General features: G+C 56.6%; 17 protein-coding genes and 1 pseudogene. 9 read left to right on the plus strand and 9 right to left on the minus strand.

Annotation, left to right across the window (positions count from 1 at the left end):
- Nucleotides 1–156 precede the first annotated feature (156 nt).
- On the minus strand, nt 157–846 hold the full coding sequence (gene sfsA / locus IEX97_RS01395; RefSeq protein WP_188880704.1) for a DNA/RNA nuclease SfsA: 690 nt from the start codon (nt 844–846) through the stop codon (nt 157–159).
- A 193-nt stretch (nt 847–1,039) separates the two neighbouring features.
- Here sfsA and IEX97_RS01400 point away from each other — a divergent pair, with 193 nt between their 5' ends.
- The 4 genes and pseudogenes from IEX97_RS01400 to merA all read left to right on the plus strand — a co-directional run bounded on the left by IEX97_RS01400 (nt 1,040) and on the right by merA (nt 4,881).
- Entirely contained in the window at nt 1,040–1,369 is a 330-nt protein-coding gene (locus IEX97_RS01400; RefSeq protein ID WP_188880705.1) for an ArsR/SmtB family transcription factor, read from the plus strand.
- A 152-nt stretch (nt 1,370–1,521) separates the two neighbouring features.
- Nucleotides 1,522–1,890 (plus strand): annotated as a pseudogene (locus IEX97_RS01405) (FAD-dependent oxidoreductase); the annotation flags it as partial.
- A 108-nt stretch (nt 1,891–1,998) separates the two neighbouring features.
- Nucleotides 1,999–3,681, plus strand: a complete 1,683-nt coding sequence (locus IEX97_RS01410; RefSeq protein ID WP_229776216.1) for an IS1634 family transposase — start codon at nt 1,999–2,001, stop codon at nt 3,679–3,681.
- Nucleotides 3,682–3,786: 105 nt separating this feature from the next.
- Entirely contained in the window at nt 3,787–4,881 is a 1,095-nt protein-coding gene (gene merA / locus IEX97_RS01415) for a mercury(II) reductase (protein WP_268238300.1), read from the plus strand.
- 71 nt (nt 4,882–4,952) lie between these two features.
- Here the strand turns inward: merA and IEX97_RS01420 are convergent, their stop codons facing one another.
- On the minus strand, nt 4,953–5,504 hold the full coding sequence (locus IEX97_RS01420) for a TetR/AcrR family transcriptional regulator (protein WP_188880709.1): 552 nt from the start codon (nt 5,502–5,504) through the stop codon (nt 4,953–4,955).
- Between the two features lie 194 nt (nt 5,505–5,698).
- Here IEX97_RS01420 and IEX97_RS01425 point away from each other — a divergent pair, with 194 nt between their 5' ends.
- Nucleotides 5,699–6,082: a DUF2255 family protein gene (locus tag IEX97_RS01425; RefSeq protein ID WP_188880710.1), complete on the plus strand. Its 384-nt coding sequence runs from the start codon at nt 5,699–5,701 to the stop codon at nt 6,080–6,082.
- 67 nt (nt 6,083–6,149) lie between these two features.
- On the plus strand, nt 6,150–6,905 hold the full coding sequence (locus IEX97_RS01430) for a carboxymuconolactone decarboxylase family protein (RefSeq protein WP_188880712.1): 756 nt from the start codon (nt 6,150–6,152) through the stop codon (nt 6,903–6,905).
- Nucleotides 6,906–7,375: 470 nt separating this feature from the next.
- Here IEX97_RS01430 and IEX97_RS13970 read toward each other — a convergent pair whose 3' ends face one another.
- Together IEX97_RS13970 and IEX97_RS01440 are read right to left on the minus strand one after the other, a co-directional pair.
- Nucleotides 7,376–7,495 (minus strand): hypothetical protein, encoded by a 120-nt coding sequence (locus tag IEX97_RS13970; protein WP_188880828.1) that lies wholly within the window; start codon nt 7,493–7,495, stop codon nt 7,376–7,378.
- Between the two features lie 49 nt (nt 7,496–7,544).
- The gene (locus IEX97_RS01440; RefSeq protein ID WP_188880713.1) at nt 7,545–10,217 is read right to left on the minus strand and encodes a DEAD/DEAH box helicase; all 2,673 of its coding nucleotides are present in this window, start codon (nt 10,215–10,217) and stop codon (nt 7,545–7,547) included.
- Nucleotides 10,218–10,503: 286 nt separating this feature from the next.
- Here IEX97_RS01440 and IEX97_RS01445 point away from each other — a divergent pair, with 286 nt between their 5' ends.
- Nucleotides 10,504–10,824, plus strand: a complete 321-nt coding sequence (locus IEX97_RS01445; RefSeq protein WP_188880714.1) for a hypothetical protein — start codon at nt 10,504–10,506, stop codon at nt 10,822–10,824.
- 70 nt (nt 10,825–10,894) lie between these two features.
- Here IEX97_RS01445 and IEX97_RS01450 read toward each other — a convergent pair whose 3' ends face one another.
- From IEX97_RS01450 to IEX97_RS01460, 3 genes are read right to left on the minus strand one after another with little or no spacing between them, the layout of a single operon-like run.
- A complete protein-coding gene (locus tag IEX97_RS01450) occupies nt 10,895–11,203 on the minus strand; it encodes an MTH1187 family thiamine-binding protein (RefSeq protein WP_188880715.1) in 309 nt (102 codons plus the stop codon).
- A 48-nt stretch (nt 11,204–11,251) separates the two neighbouring features.
- Nucleotides 11,252–12,793 (minus strand): PQQ-binding-like beta-propeller repeat protein, encoded by a 1,542-nt coding sequence (locus IEX97_RS01455; protein ID WP_188880716.1) that lies wholly within the window; start codon nt 12,791–12,793, stop codon nt 11,252–11,254.
- Between the two features lie 31 nt (nt 12,794–12,824).
- A complete protein-coding gene (locus tag IEX97_RS01460; protein ID WP_188880719.1) occupies nt 12,825–13,529 on the minus strand; it encodes a hypothetical protein in 705 nt (234 codons plus the stop codon).
- Nucleotides 13,530–13,927: 398 nt separating this feature from the next.
- Between IEX97_RS01460 and IEX97_RS01465 the strand changes: the two genes are divergently transcribed.
- Nucleotides 13,928–15,565, plus strand: coding sequence for a GmrSD restriction endonuclease domain-containing protein (locus IEX97_RS01465; RefSeq protein ID WP_188880720.1), 1,638 nt, complete (start codon nt 13,928–13,930; stop codon nt 15,563–15,565).
- An 85-nt stretch (nt 15,566–15,650) separates the two neighbouring features.
- Nucleotides 15,651–16,028 carry a VOC family protein gene (locus tag IEX97_RS01470; protein WP_188880721.1) on the plus strand — a complete coding sequence of 126 codons (378 nt, stop codon included), beginning with the start codon at nt 15,651–15,653 and terminating at the stop codon, nt 16,026–16,028.
- Between the two features lie 111 nt (nt 16,029–16,139).
- Here the strand turns inward: IEX97_RS01470 and IEX97_RS01475 are convergent, their stop codons facing one another.
- Together IEX97_RS01475 and IEX97_RS01480 are read right to left on the minus strand one after the other, a co-directional pair.
- The gene (locus tag IEX97_RS01475) at nt 16,140–18,125 is read right to left on the minus strand and encodes an FtsX-like permease family protein (RefSeq protein WP_188880722.1); all 1,986 of its coding nucleotides are present in this window, start codon (nt 18,123–18,125) and stop codon (nt 16,140–16,142) included.
- The gene (locus IEX97_RS01480) at nt 18,122–18,880 is read right to left on the minus strand and encodes an ABC transporter ATP-binding protein (RefSeq protein WP_188880723.1); all 759 of its coding nucleotides are present in this window, start codon (nt 18,878–18,880) and stop codon (nt 18,122–18,124) included. The genes IEX97_RS01475 and IEX97_RS01480 overlap by 4 nt, the downstream gene beginning before the upstream one ends.
- Between the last annotated feature and the right edge of the window lie 24 nt (nt 18,881–18,904).

Below are 18,904 nucleotides of genomic sequence, written 5' to 3' on the forward strand. Positions count from 1 at the left end.
TTGGAATGCGCCACAATTCCAGGTGACAATGACGGTTGGAAAAACGCCGTCAAATAAAGCGAGCGTGGACATTTTAAAAATTCATCAACCCGAGGATCTGTTTGAGCGTTTGGCATCGATACCATCCTTTTCACGATGGTGATGGAGCGTGAATACTTAAAAGTAAACCGGTACGAAGGCGTTCCATGTCACGCGGTCGGGGTTGACCAAACAATTGAACGCGCAGACCTGTACGCCCTGCGCCACCGCACGGTACAGTGCCTCGGCAAATACTGGGTCTTGCGCCTGATTCGGACGAAACGCGTGCGCATCGGATCGCTGGATGACAAAGATGACCCAGCCAGCGTACCCGCTCCGGACGGCCTTTGCCAGTTCCTCCATGTGCTTGCTTCCTCGTGCGGTCGGTGCATCGGGAAACATCGCCACGCCGTCTTCCACCAAGGTCACACCTTTCACCTCGATGAACCCGCGGAAGCCGTCTGCCTCATAATAGAAATCAAAGCGCGATTGTGCGAAACGGACCTCCTGGCGCAGCACCTGCAGCGGCGGCCATTCCGGCATGGCTGCTGCTGCGAGCGCCTCTGCCGTCACCTGATTCGGCATGTGGGAATCCACATTGACCCAGACTTTGCCTGTGTGAACCGCCACCAACGAGTAGCGTGTGCGGCGATGAGCTCCTGTCCTGGCCATAAGTGCCACCTGTGCGCCCGGTACCAGCAGTTCCCGCAACCGGCCCGTATTTTGAATGTGAATTCGCTCCACGTGGTCGTCCAACCATACTTGGCCGGCGAAGCGGTTCAATCGCTGCTGCCAGCGCGCGAAGACGATCCGGGATGGATAGCTCACCCACATGACAGATCACCGTGTGAACGCTGGACCGTGGTATGATTGCGTTTCTGTCCATTACATCATAAAATCTTAATATCAAAATGTATTATATCTTACCTGGACTCGGCAGGGAATGTGTTGCCGAGACGGTGTCAAGGTTGGCCCTGAACGCACGAACGTATGCGTTGACCGCTTGGCGTAGGTGAACGAAATGTCTGGCATGTTGTTGACCCGGAATGCAACGGAAATCCACGCGAAGTTCTTTCATGGACTCGCGAATCCGACGCGGTTGAAGATGGTGGAGCTCCTGTTGCAAGGTGAAAAAACAGTCAGTCAATTGGTCGAAGAGACGGGGGCGTCGCAAAGCCAGGTTTCGAACCAGTTGGCATGTCTCAAATGGTGCGGGTATGTGACATCGCGCCAAGAGGGAAGGTTCGTTTGGTACAAGGTGTCGGACGAACGCATTCGCATGCTGCTTGAGTTGGCGCGTGCCATCGTGGCGGATCACGCGGATCGCATCCGGACGTGTACCAGACTGTGATGGCCATGTCCAAACTGTGATGGTCACGGTTTTTCGACGGCGTGCCAGTGATGGGCCATGATGAGCGAGGTGCTGCAGGGGTGGAAGCTGCGGGCAACAACCGGATGCGACTTGTCGTCGAGGGCATGTCATGCTCGGACTGTGAACGCGACGGGAATAATGTTGACCTGTTGATCATCGGGTCTGGTGGAGCGGCGTTCGCGGCGGCCATTCAGGCGGTGTCATACGGTGCGAAGGTGGCCATGGTGGAACGAGGGACAATAGGCGGAACGTGCGTCAACATTGGCTGTGTTCCGTCCAAGACGTTGCTGCGCGCCGGTGAAATCAACCACTTGGCGATCCGCCATCCGTTCCAGGGACTCACGACCAGCGCGGGACCTGTCGAACTGGGACAGCTCGTGGATCAAAAACGTGAGCTGGTCGAGCGTCTGCGCCAACAAAAGTACGTGGATCTTCTGGATGAGTATGGAATCTCGTTGCTGCGCGGCGAAGCTCGGTTTCAGGATGAACGAACGGTGGAACCCACATTTCGCGCCTATTTTTGGGCGCGCGCATATTTTTGACAGGAAATTTGCCAGCCGGTATGGAATTCAGTAGCTCGTTGCACCTTGGACCAGGAGGATTTCCAGTTGCTCGGGGGCATTCGTACGTTTGTCATGGGACCCGCGCCTGTCCTCGCACGCCTCATCGATGAGTTGGGATGGGTGGAGATCATTGACCAGGCAGTGGGGCGTTCTGACTATAAACTGTCTGTCGGTTTGCGCACAAAGGCGTTACTCATCAACGTGGGCACCGACCGGGAAGCTCTCTATCGCGTGGAGGAGTTTTACGCGAAACGCGATACGGAGGTATTGCTGGGGGAGGGCGTTTCCGCCGAGGATCTCAACGATGACGCCCTAGCTCGCGCCCTGGACATTCTCTACCAAACCGGGGTCGAGGGGTTATACACCACCATCGCCTTGCAGACGCTGCGAAAACTGCGGGTGATAGACGAAGCCGATGACCTCATTCCCATTCATGCGGATACCACCTCACTATCGGTCACGGGCGAGTATCCGGATCAGACTGAGTTTCGCATTGACCGCGGTTTTTCGAAGGATCACAGGCCGGACCTGAAGCAAATCGTCTTCGGGCTGTGCACCGTGCGAGGCTTGGGCCTGTGTGCGAATGTGAATCCGGGGAACCTGGACGACCATACGTGGAACTTCGAGAACATCCAGCAATTGATGGGGCAACTGGACGATGCGACACGCCATAGAGGCGTGTACATTGCTGACGCCGCGTTGGTGACAAAAGAGAACCTGGAACTTTTGGCGGAGGAAAGGATTCACTTCATCTCTCGTTTGCCGGGGACATACAAGCTGACCGACCAACTCAAGCGTGCCGCATGGGAGAAGGAAGACAGCTGGCAGGAAGTCGGTCGTCTGGCAGAAGCCGAGGATGGGGCGAGCTACAAGATTCAATCCTTCCGCCGCATGCTGTACGGACGAACGTACCGGTTCGTGGTGGTCCGCTCCTCGAGCTTGGACGCGCGCAAGGAACGCAAACTCGAAGGTGTCCTGGAACGTGAAAAGAGCGAACTGCAAAAGGCCGCCAGGAACCTGAGCAAGCATGTCTTCCGTTGTGAGCAGGATGCGCAAGCAGCGGTGCAGGCGTTTGTTCACCAATACCGGGGCGTCTTGCACCGCTTGGCGACGAGCGTACGAGCTGAACAGATTCAGGAAAAGCGAACGCGCCGCGGGCGACCGCGCAAAGACGAACCGGCGCCGCCTGTGCGGACGCAGTACCGCGTGGATGTAGAGATTCTCCCGCCAACAGAAGAGAGCGTACAGATGTGGCGAGAGAAGGAAGCCACGTTCGTGCTCATCACAGATATACGCGATGACCAGCGCGTGCCTGACGCGCAGATACTGCGGCTGTACAAGGAGCAGCATGAAGTCGAGACGCGCTTTCGGTACCTGAAAAGCCCCTACCACGTGGGGCCTATCTTCCTGCACAAACCAACTCGCGTCAAGGCATTCGGATTCGTGATGCTGCTGTCCCTGCTGCTGTACAGTGTGCTGGAGTACCTGATTCGGGAACGGATGAAACAGGAGACGGATCCGCTCATTCTACCCGGGCAACGCAAGAGCTTTCGCCCCACGGGGTTATCGATTCTCGAGATGCTGGACGAGATGACCACAGCCCACGTTCAGGTAGGAGACGTGTGGCATCGGACAGCGGTGGCTCCGCATAACCCCCAGATAGAACGAGTACTGAAACTGCTGGGCATGGACCTGAGCATCTACACAGAGGTGCAAAACATCGCCTGATGCGCGTTTACCTTGGCATGCGTGTGATTTCCAGATGTGAGCAGAACTTGGAAAGATCGCGCTTTCATTTCACGATCATTTCCATCTGCTCGCACCTCCGCGGAAGTGCCCCACAAAGTCGACGAGTTTCCAGTTCATCGGAAAGAACTGGGTGCGAAATGTGGGGTGGAAGTGAACGGGCGGCGGATTTCGGCGCGTTATTTTTTGATCGCCACGGGAGCCGTTCCGGATGTTCCGGACATTCCCGGCCTGCGGGAAGTGGATTACCTGGTGAGCACGACGGCCCTGGAACTGCGTGCGGTGCCAAAACGGCTTGCGGTGTTGGGTGCGGGTTACATCGCCTTGGAGCTTGGACAGATGTTTCACAACCTGGGTTCCGAAGTCATCCTCATGCAACGAGGCCGACGGGTTCTCAAATCGTACGATCCGGAGGTATCCGAGGCCATCACGCGGGCGTTGACGAAACAAGGGATGACCATCGTGACCGGAGCCACGTTCCATCGGGTGGAACAGCAGGGAGACGTCAAACGGGTCTGCATCACCGTGGACGGCCAGGAGCGCGTCATCGAAGCAGACGCTTTGCTCGTGGCGGCCGGACGCAAGCCGAATACGGAGAACTTGAACCTGCACGCGGCGAACGTGCAAGTGGGTCCACGCGGCGAGGTGGTGGTGGATGAACATTTGCGAACCACGAATCCACGCGTGTATGCCGCAGGGGACGTGACGATGGGACCGCAGTTCGTCTACGTGGCGGCATATGAGGGCTGGTTGGTCGCCGAAAATACGGTGGGAGGGGCCATGAAAAAGGTGGATTTGACCACAGTCCCGGCGGTGATCTTCACTCATCCTGCGGTCGCCACGGTCGGCCTGACGGAAGCGCAGGCGAGACGTGCCGGATATGACGTGCGGACTTCCGTGCTCCCGCTCGATACGGTGCCGAGGGCTTTGGTCAATCGGGAGACGGACGGGATGTTCAAACTGGTGGCCGACGCTGCAACGCGGAGGTTGCTTGGGGCGCATGTGGTCGCGGACAACGCAGGGGATGTGATATACGCGGCACAACTGGCCATCCAATTTGGTCTCACGGTGGAGGACCTGCGTTCGTCTCTGGCTCCGTATTTGACGATGGCCGAAGGGCTTAAGTTGGCGGCGCTCACGTTTGACAAGGATGTGTCCAAACTGTCATGCTGTGCAGGGTGAACGCTTATCATCATGTTGTGCCCGATGCGGCCGGGTGATCCCTGGGTGCGGCCGTGATCGCGCGGCAAGTTTCAAAAATGCCGCTCGAGCAGCATGCCGACCTGCTCCGCCATGTAGGCTGGTGGGTGTGGCATGCCACTTGTGATCCACCACTCCACGACACCGACGTAGGCGGTCGCCACAAAACGAAGCATGACCTCTTGATCAATCCGCGGATCGCCTCCGCCTTCCTTGGTTAGCTCTGCCCGGAACGACTCGATGAGATACGACAAGAAGCGTGCCCGGAAGGACGGGGCCGCTTTACTGGCCAGCATCGTGGAGAAAAACCTGTGATGCTGCTCGAAGTACTCGAAGAAAACGCGCGTCGCCTCAATCCAGTCGAGGTCACACGCCCACTCGGCGATGCTGCGCATCTCTTCAATATGTTCCTCGATGAGTTTATCCAGCAGATCAAACTTATCTGCGTAGTGGAGATAGATGGTGCCTCGGTTCACGTTGGCTCTGTCCGCGATGTCCTGAACGGTGATGTCGTCAAAGCTTTTCTCTGACATCAGCTCCAGCACTGCCTGTTTGATAGCTTCTCGAGACTTCAGCACCCTTCGGTCCACTTTGGGTTTGTCCATTTGACGACACCGGCTTTCCTTTTGTGATTCTCGACAAAGTATCATCAAACGTCGAGTATTGAACGGAAAAAGCAAAATGAACGATTGCGCATCCCGCGCAACTGCCTATGATTATATATGCATCTGTCGATTAAGCGATCAACGATGAAATTCCTCGGTGTCTGTATTCGAGTCGGAGAGAAGGAGGACGACGCATGGCCGCTTGGTCTGAGGAGGAATTGCGCAGAATTTCCGAGGCGGACGACCTGCATGTGTCACCATTCCGGGAGGATGGGATCACCTACGGGACGCCGACCTGGGTGTGGTGCGTGGTCGTCGGTGACGCCGTCTACGCCCGGGCCTACAACGGTAAGGCGTCCCGTTGGTACCAGGCCGCCGTACGGCAGGGGGCGGGCCGCGTGACGGTCGCCGGCATGACGAAAGAAGTCACGTTTGAGCCGGTTGACGGGCCGATTCAGGACCACATCGACGACGCGTACCGGGCTAAGTACCGCGGCAGCCCGTATCTGGCGCCGATGATCGGCCCGCGAGCCCGCGCCGCCACCGTCAAGATCATGCCGCGCGATACCACGGATTGATGCTGCATGGCACGGGCGCTTGGCGCCTGATCATGCCCGGCTCGCATGGGGATGGGGAGGCCACGCGATGAATCGGATCGAACGCAGCGAAGAGAAGTACAGGCAACTTTTTGGCGACATCACACCTGCGGCCTATGCCACCGATCCGGAGTTTCAAGACATCTTGAGCCGATTCATCTTCGGAGAAGTCTTTTACCACGGGTCGCTCAGCGACAAGGAGCGAGAGCTCGTCACGCTTGTGGTTCTGGCCACCAACCAGACCCTACCTCAACTTCGGGCGCATGTTCATGCCGCGTTGAACCTGGGGCTGTCGCCGGTGGAAATTCGGGAGGCGGTGTACCAGTGTGCGCCGTACATCGGCTTTCCCAAGACGCTCAACGCGATCGCGGAGATGAATGAGGTGTTTCGGGAGCGCGGCATGGCTTTGCCATTGGAGAATCAGTCGCGGGTGGACGAGAACACGCGGTTCGACCGGGGACTTGCCGTACAGACGGAAATCTTCGGGGACGTCGTCCCGAGGATGCGCGCGGCCGCGCCCCCGAGCGAGCGTCACATCCAAGATTTCCTGTCCGCCTTCTGCTTTGGCGACTTTTACACGCGCGGCGGTCTTGACCTGAGAACGCGGGAACTGCTGACGTTCTGCATCGTCAGCTGCCTCGGTGGCTGCGAAAGCCAAGTCAAAGCACATGTGCAGGGCAACCTGAACGTAGGCAATGACAAGGAAACCTTGATTGCTGCCCTCACCCATTGCCTGCCGTACATGGGTTTTCCACGGACGCTGAACGCCCTGCGGTGCATCCAGGAAGTGACGGTGGACGACTAGGACATCTGCATCGTTCATGGGCCAAGCTCTCACCCGCCGAGGCGCGAGGTGACGACGGTGGCGACGTGGTCCATTGATGGGCACGTCCATCGGCGTTAACGCGGCCATCGTGCCCCTCGTCGTGAGGTGGGCGCCATTGTATGCGCGGATCGCCGAGAGGTCCTTTCGGTGGGTCGATCGCGGTGTGGTCGAGGCGGTGTGGTCGAGGCGGTGTGGTCGAGGCGGTGTGGTCGAGGCGGTGTGGTCGAGGCGGTGCAGGCGCTGAGCGTTTCCACTTGGCAGATCATCTTTGCCACTCCATGGAGGATTCGCAACGGCGGGAATGGGGGCAACTTCGCGATTGTAAGGGCTTGGGCTATGAGCCGGTTGGGCGCTTGCGAATCCACATTGACCCATTCCGCCGCTGTGCGCACGGCCACCAGTGAGCAGCGTGTCGTCCGATCCGCCCCTTCCCCCGCCTCCAATGCCACCTATGCGCCTGGTACCAGCAACTTCCGCAACCAGCCAGTGTTCTTGACCTGGACCCACTCCATGCGACCATCGAGGAGCACGTGGCCAGCAAACCGGTTTAGCCGTTCCAGCCATGACAGTGAACCTGCAGGGGTTCACACTAAAACTGAAATGCTTCCCCTTGAAATTCTACTCCTCCATGATTTCCCCTGTTTCTTCATCGTACCATGCGAACTTCGTTACGCCCGGAATTTCCGCAATCGCGTCCACCGGCCAAAAGACGTCCACACCGTTCGCGGATTCACGCACCCGTTCTGGATAGAATCCCTTGTAGGTAAGCCCGGTTTTTGGACTAAAGAACACCTTGACCACTTCAAACAGTTCGTTTTCGTTGTAAAGCGCGATGCCGAGGCTGCCGGGACGGATGATGCGTTTACGCGAACCTTCCGTCAGCCCGGTATCATGGGAAGGGGCAAGGATGAAATACGGTTCCGGACGCGCGCCCGAGTCGCGCAACAGTGCACGCAGAGCTTGCATCGTAGGCTCCGTCAACTCTAGGTCAGGCCAGACCCGGGCCAACTCGTGCATTTCTCGGATCACCTTGGTCATCACATCATCTTCCAACAGCCGCCCGCTGAGCCGGAGACTGCCGTATGTTTGATCGTACAGACAGATAAAGCGACTCCCAGCTGGGATGTCCGGGAGATGGGTGCGGTGTTTGTCAAAGGCGATACCGATATCCCTCCGTTCATAAGGCAGAACGATGAAAAACGCTTCGTACAGGAGTTTTGCCAACGTCTCAACCTTGACGCCGTCGGAGTTCAAGGCAGGGTGGGACAAGACCACGCCCGTGGTGAAGTAGAGTCTTGTAAACCGGCTACGGTCGTAGTAGACACTGGCGATACCGGATAGAGGTCCCAGCGGATATTCCGCCTTGATTTCCTTCGAGCCCCGCCGTTCTTTGACGCCGACTACCGATTCATTGATTTGAACGTCTGCCTCCACACCGATGAGAGCCCCGTAACGTTTCGCTTGATAGATCCTCTCTTCCGAAAAGCTGGGGTAGACGAGCGTTGGAAGTTGGATGGGTGCTGTGAAGTACCGGGACTCATGCCGCACTTGAATCGTCTTCTGATGCATCATGATTTTATATACGCGGTACGGGCGGGTGGCGTAGTAGTACACAGCACCCGGGTACGCTTCGCGCAGCGCCTGAGCGTGAGACAGTTGTCCAAGCTGTTCCCGGTGCGGACCTTGTACAAGTTGAACCTTGAATTGGGTCTCCACGTCGCGGAGCGGGAATACGAGATTCGGCTGGTCGCCCGCCTCCATCTTCATTTGCTGCAGTTCACGGGGGACCTGTCCCAAGCGCTCCGAATTGCATAGTTCCACAAACCCATTAGGCCAGATCACTCGGTCCGTAAGTGAAATCGAAGCAGGATCAGCGTTTGTCTGACCGTATGCGGCGTCATGTTCACCGCCCGGACGTGCCAGGCAAAGTGCATGGATGTATTGGATGCGGGGATTCTCCAGGTACAGGGCACCTTCGGCGAGGGGGCGCGTCAAAAGTTCTTCCGGGCGGTGGAACACGGTCGAGTCGAGCACGCTGCCGGAGTTGATCAGGACGACCCTGCCCGGGCGGTGGCGTCCGATGCGGCCAATGCGCTGATAGAAACTCGTACTGGAAGAAGGTACTCCAATCAGCACCGCGATGTCCAGGTCGGGGATGTCGATGCCCAGTTCCAACGCGCTCGTGCTGATAACACCACGAACTCGGCCGGAGGAGAGCCTGCTTTGAATCGTGTTGCGGTCGTGCTCTTCGTATCCCGCGCGGTATGGAAGGATGTCCAATCGTTCGAGCGGATCGAATCGTTCAAGAGGAACGTTCGCTTCAATGGATGCGGCCACTTCGTCCGTTTCCGACCCGTCAACTCCCTCCTCTTCATTGCCGCTTCCACGTGCGAGGATGGAAGACAACATCTCGGTCTGTTTTCTGCTATCGACAAATGCAAGAAACCGAGTGGAATGGTCTGCCGCCAATCGCTGTAAAAGGGCGCTCACTTCCGAAAAAAAGTCATTGTTGCCAGGTGGAGTGACCATGTCGATTGCAATGGGGTACTTGGGCGAAGAGTCCAGCTCCGGGCCAATGAGGGAGAACGGCTCTCCGAAAAGTTCGTGCAGATGGTTGTCGGGGTCCCGGATGGTAGCGGACGCTGCGACATACCGATAGTCTCCGCCAAGTTGGGCGCACACGTGGGCGATTCTGCGGAAAAGGTAGGCCGCGTTGGACCCGAACACACCCGTGTAGGTATGCACCTCGTCGACGATGATGAGTCTCAGGTGCTCCAGGAAACGTCGTATTGCCGGATCATTGAGTTTGAATAACATCCAGGCGTGCAGCACGTCCGGCGTTGTAATCAATATGCGACAATTGCGCAAAATGGAAGTGCGTTGTTCCGGCTGGATGCTGCCGTCAATTCTCGCCACAGGGAATTTCAGTCCTGCGGCTTCTATCGCTGACTTCCAGCGTTCTACCTGTTCAGTGCCGAGTGCTTTGAGCGGGTAAATGGCGAGAACCCGCGCTTCTGAATCCCGAACCAATGTTTCGATACCTGTCAAATAGAACAGGGCACTTTTTCCGGAAGCGGTTCCCGTCGTGAGGCACACGTTTTCACTTTTCAGAAAGCGGCGGAACCCTTCGTATTGGTGATGGTATAGCCCTTGTGGGAAGGAATTGACGATGTAACTCCGAATGTGGTTGTTCGGATAGAGGTCCTCTATGGAGCGGTATTCTGCCGGCCTTCCGGGCAATGAATGGCGATAGTTCAAATGCCATCCAAGCTGACGATAGACATGATCCATGAAAATCCCCCCAAGCTGGTTACGGATTCCGTTTTTCGGAAGCATCTGAGAGGTGCAAGTCGTGGATGTTGTTCGGATCACGATTTCACTCTACCACACAGGGGTGACAAATCGTGTCACCCCCGCCCAATCTTGCTGGCCATGACGGTTTTCCCTCTCGGCTGGGCCTTTTTATGGATGCAACCGTCATTGGGGTTGGATTTTCCTGGGATAGTGTCGCGCGTATCGTGGCATATTTTCTTGTGTTATGTTCGTATGGGATGATGAACGAATGAGGTGGGGATACATGCTGATTCCGATTGTCAAACTGCGGGAGGCGCAGGAGGTTCTCTTGCAGCACGGATTTGCCAAACAGCATGAGCGCATCTTCACCCTCGATCACGTCGAAGGTGCGCGCGGGGTGCAATGCCTGTTTGGGTTTGACGACGCGGGCGACGCCGGGCACTATGAGGTCAACGTGCGCTGCCTCGAGCGTCCGGTGGAACGTGGGCGCAAGGGGGCGGACATCGCTCGAGTGCGGGTGATCCAGCTGGCGGACGCACCGGCAAAGGTGCGGCAGGCTGCGGAAGCCGCCCTTCGCGCCCTGCAAGCGCTCGGCGAGGCGTGAAGCCTCGCCATCCTCCTCACGATGTGGCGACAGGGAAGCGTTGTTCACGGAGGAGGCGATGCTGCTCTTATCACTTCTCCCGCAGCTTCGCTTCCACAACCGCCACTTTTTCCTCCATGGTGTGTTCGTGATCGCGCCGGTCGTCGATCTTCACGACCGTCGAAAACCGCTGCACGCCTTGTTTCGCCAGCGCGTCGTGCATGTCGGCGATGGCCGCGAAAATCTCGCGCAGGTCGCCCTCGATGTTGGTGAACATCGGATCGAGACGGAAGCGAAGGTTGGGATAGCGGGTCAGCACCTTCTGCGCCTCCGCCACGTACGCACTCACGCTGGTCGATCCGGTGCCGACAGGGACGATGCTCACAGCGACGATGGCCATGGGGGATCACGTCCTTTTCAATAAGATGTGTTGTATTCATGGATTCTTTCAATTGGATGGTGGTGGCGGAGGAGGCGCAATGCTGACCTCGTACGTGCCGCCGGCGGCTGAGTACAGCCATGCTCCTTGGCCTGGTTGTAAATTCAGGGTCCCGCCTTGGGCAGGCACGTATGTTTTAGTCATAGGATCATATGTGAACGCTGCATCGCCAGACTGAAGAACCACGGAGACTGGCTCATTGAAGGGATTACCAATCATCGTCCAAACCTTCGCGTTTGCCGTGAGAGAATAAGACAAATCCGATGGTGGAGGAAGTGTGATGGAACGCGCTGATTTTACGTACACCCACTCTGCATTGACTGGGTTCGTGGATGATGAAATATACGATGTACCGCTCCAAAAATACGTAACAACGCCGGTTAGGGAATTCGCCACATAGCTGTCAACTAAGTTCCATCCTGGTTGCAAAGTTAGGGTTATCAGATGGTTTTCACCAGAACTCTGTTGATATGAATTTCCAGACGACGCGCCGGATTTCGCGGTACCGTTACCCCCTGCGGAGGGCGTCGCATGATAGATGAAAAGTCCGTTGTCCGTGAGCACGTCCAACGCGCTGTTGGTTGGCGACCACAGCATCGACCTGATTCGATTGAATTTATTGTTCTTAATAGTTGCTAGAATTTTCCCGGATGTACCGTCGATCACGTCAATTCGAGGCACCCAGTCCCTCTGATCTTCTCCGCTGACAAACAGGGTATCGCCGTTCTCGGCAATCGACACGTCTCCAAACGAAAGCAGGTTCGGGTCGGTAAAGACGCGTGTTTGACTGCCAGTGGTTGTATCCAACTCGACAATGTTGAAATCGGTCCCCATTCCTACAGCGTATACCTTGGAACCGTCTGGACTCTCGATAACTCCGTAAACATCCGAGATGTCGTCCGTGACGAGAAATTGTCCAGTTTCCAGCATGGTGTTGATGGCGTACACCCCCTTTTCGTATGTGCAAGGGACGTACAGGGTGACTCCGTCGGTGGTGGAAAAAGGATGATCGCTGTTCAGACCCTTGCCGCTCACTTCCCATAGGATGTCTCCCGACGTCAGATCGATTACCAGGAAGTTGCCTTGGTCATTCACGGCGTACAAAGTATTGCTGTTGGATGAAACCTGCATCTGTTTGACCAGACCAAGGTCTTGGTCGGTGATGGTGTTCGTGACATTGCCTGATGTAGTATCCACAATCGCGATATCTGTCTCATTTGAACTAAAATCACTGGAGTCGTTACCGCTTACTTGGGAGGCGTATAGAGTGCGGCCGTCCGCAGTTACTGTGATCGCTTGAGCGTTGAGACTCCATGCATGCAATACCTGGCCAGAAGGTGATACTTCAAACACTTTTCCAGAATCATCGAGTATAAACAGATCTCCGTTGGCATCTGATACCATCTGTCTTCCCGAGACTGGTATCGTTTTGCTGACGGACCAGTTTTGTGATGAGGTGCTGAACCCGGCGAAAGCTGTCGGAAGAGACATACTAAAACATGCCAAGGCGGCCATCAGTCCCGTAGTGGTTTTTCCGAGCGTCCTTTTCATATGCTCAACTCCTCAGCGGTAATTCTCCCAATCATTGATTTTGAACAGGTGTTGGGGGAGGAGGCGGCGGTTGTGGCGCTCCGTCCGTGTTCTCACCTATATTCTCACCTCGGTTGGCCGGTTGGGTCCCAATATCTGATGGTTGGGTTGAAGTCGACGGCGGCGAAGGCGGTGGGGGCGGAGATATGGCATCGCCTTGAGCACCGGATGTCCCTGACTGGCCCTTTGAGAGTGTGGTCTGTTTGTATGCAAGCTTCCATATGGCCCAAGAACCCTTCATGCTCCAAACATCGGTTGAAAACCCGATATGATCTAACACCGCCTGAACAGATTGAAGCGGGAAAAACAACTGTTTGACAACACTGCTCTGGACCCTCAACGAGATGGATTGGACTCCACGCTCCACGACCGAACCGTTCACCTGTACGACAAAGCCGCCGCCAGTCTTGGCAGGTCGGAGCTGATTGTCGTAGAGGCCGGTGACGATTGTCCATTCGTGTTTGGAAGTGTTAATCTTATTTTGGATCCCAAGTCGGGTCAGCAAATTGCTGACGGTGGACGCTTGAACGTAAATCTTCTTGTTCATTTCAGTATAACTCGAAGTTGCATACGTTTTCCCATTGAGTTGAATCGTGTACGTCTTCACTGGATTAGCGAGGACCAGAAGCGTGGGAGCCGAGCCTACCGCCACGAACAGAGATAAAATACATGAAAATATGAACTTCCATCGCCGCACTCCGATCACCCTTTTCGATGCATCAGAAGGATCATTCGATTCGGTTTGGATCTATGTTCCAATCATGATTATAATGTGTCATGATAGGTTTTCAAGCCAACGACACTTTGGGTGGGTTTTCCTGTTTATTACTAAAATGTTATAAAGGTGCATGTGACCTGCTTGGGGAACCCATTTTTGGCGGGTGTAGCCTTTTCGACGCTATGTGCGACACCTGGCAACAAACTTCGCAGGAAACAACAGGAACTTCATGATTTCGCTGTACTGGCAAGTACGCACGGGATCATGTGTACCTCGATGCTAGGTGCGGGAGGGGGCTCGGGTAATCATCACTGCTTCTTTGCAGATGAATGGGTGATGATCTGAATTTTCAGGGAACAGAGGAGGGTTAGCAGGCTGTGTCCTATGAGGCGGTGAAGCTGTACGACATTGTGAAACGAGCAGTGCACCATGAGTGGAGCATTCCCGAATTCCAGCGAGGGTTTGTATGGAAGTCGACCCAAGTGAGAGATTTGGCGGAATCCCTGTGGCTGCATTATCCCATCGGGAGTTTCTTGTTGTGGGACAGCCGAGGAGCAGGAGAGCCACAAACGGCAGTTGACGCGAAGGTCCCGACGCATTGGGTCGTGGATGGTCAGCAACGCACGACAGCGTTGTGTATCTTATTTGGCCGCAAGCCCTATTGGTGGAACGATGCGGAAGAATGGAACCGTATCCTGAGCAAGTACGACATCCGCTTCGACATCGAAGCCAAGGAGCCTCCGTATTTCCTGGTTGCCAACGCGGCCGTGCGGGCGACCAAAGTGCCACGGTACATCCCGGTACGTGATCTTCTGAACCTCGACACGAAAAAGGACAAGGACGACGAGCAATTGCGCAAACTGGCTGCGGAGATCAAGCAGCATGGGTTATGCAAGCATATGGACACCATGGAGGTTTACGTGCGTCTGGACAGGGTGCGCAAGATCCGTGACGCCGACGTCGTCACCATCACGGTTGATCACGACCTCGAAGATGTGGTTGAAATCTTTTCCCGGCTGAACAGTAAGGGGACGCGGGTCACGGAGGCAGACATCTATCTCGGTGTTGTCGCTGCAAGGATGCCGGGTTGGGTGAGGGAGCACTTCCTGCCCTATCTGCGAGAGTTGACCGATGCGGGATTTGATATCAGCCCTAACCTGCTCTTTCGCTGCGTCACCGCGATCGGAGCAAAGAAGGTGCGGTTTAGGGAGATTGACGACCGATTTTGGAGCGCCGAGTCCATTCAACCTTGTTGGCAACGGACGAAAGAGGCTTGGAAGAATCTGATAGCCTATTTTAGGCAACGTGGGATTCTGAGTAGTGATCCCATGCCGACCGAGGCTGCACTCGTCACCATGGTTGCACTGATGGACAAATTCCCAGAAGGTCCGTTCGACTTGGCGCTGTACTGGTTCCTGCAAGCCTCGCGATTTGGTCGCTACAGTGGCTCGAGCACCACAACGCTTTCAGAGGACCTGCGGGATATCGGTGAGGCGAAATCGCTGACCGAGGCCATTACGAAGTTGTTGAACAGACTGGACCATAGGACTCCGTTGACCGCAGAGGATTTTCTGCGCGATTACGGCGACGCGAGGTTCGGACGCTTTCTTCTATATCTCCTCGTGTACCGAGAAAAAGCACTGGATTGGGATGAGCAAAGCCACCGGATCGGATTTGAAGGCGTGCAAGCCTTGGCAGACTTTCGACCCCAGTGGCATCACATCTTTCCGAGGAAGTTTCTCGAGGGAAAGGTTTCGGAAGACAAAATCAACGCTCTCGCCAATATTGCTGTCATCGGTCCGAAGATCAACATTCGTATCAATGCTCGCGCTCCGATGGATTACATCTCGCGATACAACATCACAGCAGATAAGTTGAAGGCTCAATTCATTGACGAGGATGTAATGCATCGTACAGTGGACGAATATGAGGATTGGCTTCAAACACGTGCACAGCGGCTAGCCGAAGCTGCGAACAGGTTTCTCGACGAGTTGAAAGGGAACGCTGATGTGTGAGGAGAATGGACTCAAAGAGAAGGTGGCGGGCGGTGTGACGAGTGGAAGACATGACACAGCTTATGCCGCAAGGAGGGATGCATCCATGATCCGCGTCCGTTTTGTCAGCATTCCGGTGGCCAATCAGGACCGGGCGCTCGCGTTTTACACGGAGAAGCTGGGGTTCGAGGTCGTCACCGATCAACCGTTCGGCAACGGCCAGCGATGGATTGAGCTGCGTCCACCGGGATCGGAGACGTTGGTCGTATTGTTCACGCCGCCTGGCATGGAGAACCGCATCGGAGGCTATCAGAACGTGGCGTTCACGTGTGAGGATGTGGAGGCTGCTTACCGGGAGCTCTCCGCCCGGGGTGTCGAATTTGTGCAGCCGGCTCGTCGTGCGGAGTGGGGCGGGATGGAAGCCATCTTCAAGGATTCGGAGGGGAATGTGTTCGTGCTGGCGGCGCCGCAAGGTGCGCCTTAAACCAGACAGGGCGTGGAACCATTGGGTGCAGCCCGCCACAAATCTTAGCGTTGGGCCGACCTTTGCATGGAAGAGGCACCATCGTTCGAATTGTCGCTCTTCTGCCGCGCTTCAAGGCGTCAAACTGCCTGAGACGAGGTCATCCACATGCGCTGCATCGAGTAGGTAGTGGAGGTACCGCGATGTCATGAGGATCCATGCCCCCGCGATGCCCGCTCCACAGACGGCGAGCGTGGCGAAGAAGGCCTCCCATCCGGTCGTGGTCATGGTGGCGAAGTGGGAGTAGTCGACCATCGCGACAGTGGCATGAGCGGCCGCCACGATGAACGGCGTGAGAAACAGACGTCCTGTGTCGACGCGAAGGAGGCGGCGCATCACGCGGACGTCTGCTCCCATGCTCCACAACGTCTTCGCCAGCGGGAGATCCACGGTTTCTCGTTCGGCGGTCAACCGTACGTGAAGCGCGCTGAGGCAAGTGAAGAAAAGGACAAGGCTGGTCACAACGCCGCAGAACAGCGCGACCGTCGTCAACTGCATCGTTCCGACATACTCCTCGACTGTACTCGTCAATAACCATCGCTGGTTCTCTGCAAGCTGGTGGCTGAACAGGCGAAAGGCGTCACCGCTGTGTTTCCAATTGGCCAGAATGGTCCCGTGAATTGTCCACTTGTCCTGTCGGCGCGCCTGGGAGAACCCGTGTGCGAACGTGCGGTCTGGCAACACCAGCACCGCGTCCATGTGGTTTTGTTTATTAAACAACCGTGTGTTGCGTTGGCCTGTGATCTTCAACGGGATCTGCGTGGTTCCGACGGTCAACACCACTTCGTGCGTCGCCCAGCGGTGTTGCGCCATATAGGGATACGGGTATAACAGGTGTGCCGTGCCTGCCGAAGGGTTTGCCCAATCGGGCAGATACGGAAGCAACTGCGGGTACGATAGAGCGATGACACGGCGTACCCGTTCGAAGATGGACTGGGAGATGGCCATCACGGCAAGGCATTCCCTTTGTCCCCCGGATATGTCGCGAAGGGTTCCAGATAGCACCGGTACGTGAATCTCCTGGACTATCCTCAGCTGTTTCGCTGTCAAGACAGCCTCCATCTCCTTGGGCGTAAGCAGTGAGTTGGATGTATTCGGGGAGAGAAATTGTATCGAAAAGGGTGCGATGCGAAGGGTATTGACCTCCGCAACCGCTCGCATGGAACAGGCCACCCCCAGGGCCGTGAAGATGGTTGTCAAGGTCAGCGTCACCATCGTGAGTGTCCTTGCGTCTGCCGCAGTCCGCTGACTCATCCTCACCAAGCTCAGACGTGCCACCGTGTTCCGGGATGCAGTGCGGAAAACCTGCAGCGCGTCAGGGAGAAGCCACTTGTAGCCGAGGTGCGTGCCCACGCCTACCAGGGCGACCACCAGCAGCGTGGTCAGCACCACGTTGGTCTCGTGGGCGTTCAGGGCCAGCACATAGGCTCCCGCGAGGCACACGGGTGCCAAGGCGTCTCGGGCCCATGCACCGCGCGCCGACCTGCCGGATGGTCCGGGTGGCATGGAGTTGGCGCGTCGGTGCGACCTTCCTACGACTCGAAAGGCAATCCATACAGCGTCAGCTTCCGATGCCAGGCCAAACCAAATCACGGTTTGCCACACAGCCGATACGGAAGGAGGAGGGGGCACATATGGAAGATTGAACACAGATGCCGCAGAAAGCAGAAACAGCCGGCTGAACAGGAGCCCTGCCGCAATCCCCGCCACCAAGGCAAGCAGACCAAGGAGCAGCGATTCTCCAGCCACCAGACACCACATCTGCCGCGGCGTCATGCCAAGTGTAAACCACAGCCGGATTTCCTGGTCCCGGTTTGCCGCCTGGACCGCGTGGACCCAGAACGCAAATAGTGCGGAAAAGACCACCAGCGTTGCCTGGCTGATTTCGACCACGGCGATCACGATGCGCGGCGCCTCACCGCGTACCACCGCGGGTTGGTGAACGAAGGACGAGAAGAGCACGTAGATCATGACCATGAGGCCGAAGGAAGCCCAGTACCCAAGGTGCCTTGCTCCAGCGTGCAGGGTGGTCTTGAGGAGCAGTCGCGGCCAAGTCACAGCACGGCCTCCTCCAAGACGGACAAGGCGTGAAGGATCTCGTGGAAGAACGAGCGCCGGGATCCAGCCCGGTCCAGTTGGTTGTACACCTTGCCGTCCTTCATGAATACGACGCGGTGGGCGTAACTCGCGGCGAACGGATCGTGGGTTGCCATGAGGATCGTTGTGGTCTGGACGGCGTTCAGTTCCATAAACAACTCCAATACAGATTGCGACGATGCGGAGTCTAGGCTGCCCGTCGGCTCGTCGGCCAGGACCAACTTCGGTCGGTGAACCATAGCCCGGGCCACGGCGACCCGCTGCTGTTGCCCACCAGATAACTCGTGTGGGTAACGGTCGGCGATTTCGAGTAGATTCAGTTCGGACAAGAAGACTCGCACGCGTTCCGCCGCGGACGCGACATCCACCCGGTTGAGCATGAGCGGCAGCGCGACGTTTTCTTCCACAGTGAGGGCGTCGAGGAGATTGAACGTTTGGAAGACAAACCCGAGATCGCGCCGCCGTAAGGCTGCCCACTCCTTCGCGCTCAAGCGCGTCACATCGCGTCCATCCCACACCACCTGGCCGCTCGTCGGACGTTCCAAGCCCGCCACGATGTTCAACAGTGTCGATTTGCCGCTCCCCGACGGACCCATGATGCAGACGAATTCCCCCTGCGGTACATCGAGATCGAGTCTGTCGAGGGCTTTGACCACCAATCCGGATGTGCCCGCCGCGTAGAACTTCGTCAACTTGCGTACCTGAAGCAGACTCACGTGCCATTCACCCCCTTATGCCCT

This window comes from Paenalicyclobacillus cellulosilyticus (assembly GCF_014647315.1).
Classification (GTDB): domain Bacteria; phylum Bacillota; class Bacilli; order Alicyclobacillales; family Alicyclobacillaceae; genus Alicyclobacillus_J; species Alicyclobacillus_J cellulosilyticus.